Annotated in this window: 3 protein-coding genes; 2 read left to right on the top strand and 1 reads right to left on the bottom strand. The window is 73.2% G+C overall.

The window, feature by feature from the left end; translation table 11 throughout:
• Both ABYE80_RS19825 and ABYE80_RS19820 read left to right on the top strand, forming a co-directional pair.
• On the top strand, positions 1–1,002 hold a 1,002-nt coding region (locus ABYE80_RS19825; protein ID WP_372792033.1), incomplete at its 5' end, for a molybdopterin dinucleotide binding domain-containing protein.
• Between the two features lie 160 nt (positions 1,003–1,162).
• Complete coding sequence (locus ABYE80_RS19820; protein WP_372792032.1) at positions 1,163–1,990, top strand: hypothetical protein; 828 nt, start codon at positions 1,163–1,165, stop codon at positions 1,988–1,990.
• 130 nt (positions 1,991–2,120) lie between these two features.
• Here ABYE80_RS19820 and ABYE80_RS19815 read toward each other — a convergent pair.
• Positions 2,121–2,396 (bottom strand): hypothetical protein (locus ABYE80_RS19815; protein ID WP_372792031.1); only part of this gene is annotated, 276 nt, incomplete at its 5' end.

The raw sequence follows: 2,396 nt of genomic DNA, 5'->3' as shown, positions 1-2,396 counted from the left end.
CTCGACGAGGCGCTCGCCGAGCTCGAGCACTACGTCGCGGTCGACATGTACATCACCGAGACGACCCGCCACGCGCACGTGATCCTGCCTCCGGTCTCGCACCTCGAGCGCTCCGACGTCGACTTCGTCTTCCCCGCCGTCTCCGTCCACAACCACATCCGTCCCAACCCGGCCGCCGTCCCGCCGCCGCCGGACGGCCGGACGGACTGGCAGATCCTGTGGGCGCTCGCCGGCCGTCTGGGCGGGGGCCTGGCCGGTCGCATCCAGAACGGGCTCGTCAGCCTCGTCGGCGCGGTCGCCACCCCGGAGCGCATCGGGGACCTCGCGCTGCGCACGGGGCCGTACGGTCTCCTGGCCCGCGGGCCCTTCGGATCGCTGACGATGGGGAAGGTCAAGGAGTCCGTCCACGGGATCGACCTCGGGCCGCTGCAGCCGCGGCTCGCCAGCCTGATGAGGACGCCCAAGAAGCGGCTGCGGCTGACGACGCCTGCGCTGCTCGCGGCCGCGGAGGAGCTCGAGGCGCTCGCCGCCGAGCGGGAGATGGCCGCGGAGTCCGGCTTCGACCTCACGCTGATCGGCCGCCGTCAGTTGCGGTCCAACAACTCATGGATGCACAACAGTCCGCGGCTGATGAAGGGCGCGGACCGCTGCACGGCCATCCTCCACCCGGATGACGCGTCCGCGCGGGGGATCAGCGAGGGCGACAACGTGCGCGTGGCGTCGCGGGTCGGCGCGATCGAGGTGCCGGTCGAGATCTCCGACGAGATCCGCCCGGGCGTCGTATCGGTGCCCCACGGCTTCGGCCACACCCGCGCCGGGGTCGGGTGGAAGGGAGCGGCGGCGAAGGCCGGCGCGAGCATGAACGACATCACCGACGCGTCGGTCGTGGATGCGCTCAGCGGGAACGCCGCGTTCAACGCGGTCGCCGTACGCATCGAGCCGATCGCCGGCGGGGACGCCGACGCGACGCGGGACGTCGCGAGCGAACCCACCGCGGCCTGAGGCTCCGGCGTCTCGCGGCGGGAGCCGCGACCGCGGCCGTGCCGCGACGGTCCGCCGTGCGCGCGGCCGAGCTGCGGCGAACGTGACATCCGGCAAGGGCTGTTCGCTGCACGGTCCGTCCGCGAGCGTCATGAGCGGTCAGCCCGGGTAGTCCGCTGCCATGCCCGATCTCGGACACCACGCCCGGCGAGGCCTGTCGGCCCCAACCCGGGTGGCTGTCGACGCGGCCGGCCTCGCAGTGGGCGGCGTCCTCGCCTCGCTCGCGTGGTTGCGGAGCGGCAAGGCCGTCCATCCGCACGGCGTCACGTATGGCGCCGAGCTGGCCATGGACGGTGGAGACGGGGCTCCGAGCGGCTCGAGCTTGCTGAGGACAGCGGCAACGCACCCAGCGCTGGTGCGCTTCTCCCGGTCGCTGGGCCTCCCTCGGCCACTGCCGGATCTGCTCGGGGTGGCGATCCGCGTGCCGGACGCGTACGGCGCAGGCCATCACCAGGACGTCCTCGCGGTCAGCTCCACCGGGGCGCCGGGGCTGAGGCACGTCTTCCTCCCCGCCGGTGACGTCCAACAGAGGCTCTACTCGTCGTCCTTGCTCTACCGCGCGGGGAGCGAGCGGTTCGTGATCGCGGTGCGGCCGGTCGCCGACTCGCCCCGCCCTGGCGGAGATGACGAGTTCGACCGCCTCGCGCGCGCAGCGGCCACGGGTGCGCTGCGCTTCGAGCTCGTGATCGCGCGCCCCACCGGAAGCTTCACCCGAGTGGGCGAGCTGCGGATCCGCGATCCGCTGCCCGACACGCTCGACGCCCTCCGATTCAACCCCTTCAACTGTGGCGGCGGCCTCGAGCCGACCGGGCTGCTCAACCGCCTGCGGGACTACGCCTACCCGCTGTCCCAGCGCGCCTGGGCACGACGCCGCGACCACGCGGACGAGCAGGAGCGCGCCGATGCCGGGATGCGCGACTTCACGTCGGTGGCGCGGACGGACCCGTAGGAGGTACCAAGCACGCGGTCACGCGAGAGCGGATCGACCTGGGGGTGGACGTCCACACCTTCCGCGCCCAGGTCACCGGGACATCGACGTCGCGGCGAGGATCGATCTCGCGATGCGCCGGTGGCCGCCGTCAGCCGGTGGCGCTCTGGCGCCGGAACAGGATCACGAGCCAGAGCACGCCGCCCGCCAGCGAGAGGCCACCCAGGACGAAGGCGGCGAGGATCGCCTTGGAGACCGGTCCGTCGGCGGACACGACCTGGTAGCGCCCGAACCGAGACGCGGCGACGTACCGGTCCTCGCACACGACCCGGGTGGCCCCCGGCGCCGTGGTGAACTCGAGGACGCGCGACACGCCGAGCCCGTCGTGGGCGTTCACGCCGCCCGTCCCGCCGAGGGCGCGTTTCGT

Source organism: Paraconexibacter sp. (assembly GCF_041602235.1).
Classification (GTDB): domain Bacteria; phylum Actinomycetota; class Thermoleophilia; order Solirubrobacterales; family Solirubrobacteraceae; genus Paraconexibacter.
This window is presented reverse-complemented; position numbering and strand designations above follow the sequence as displayed.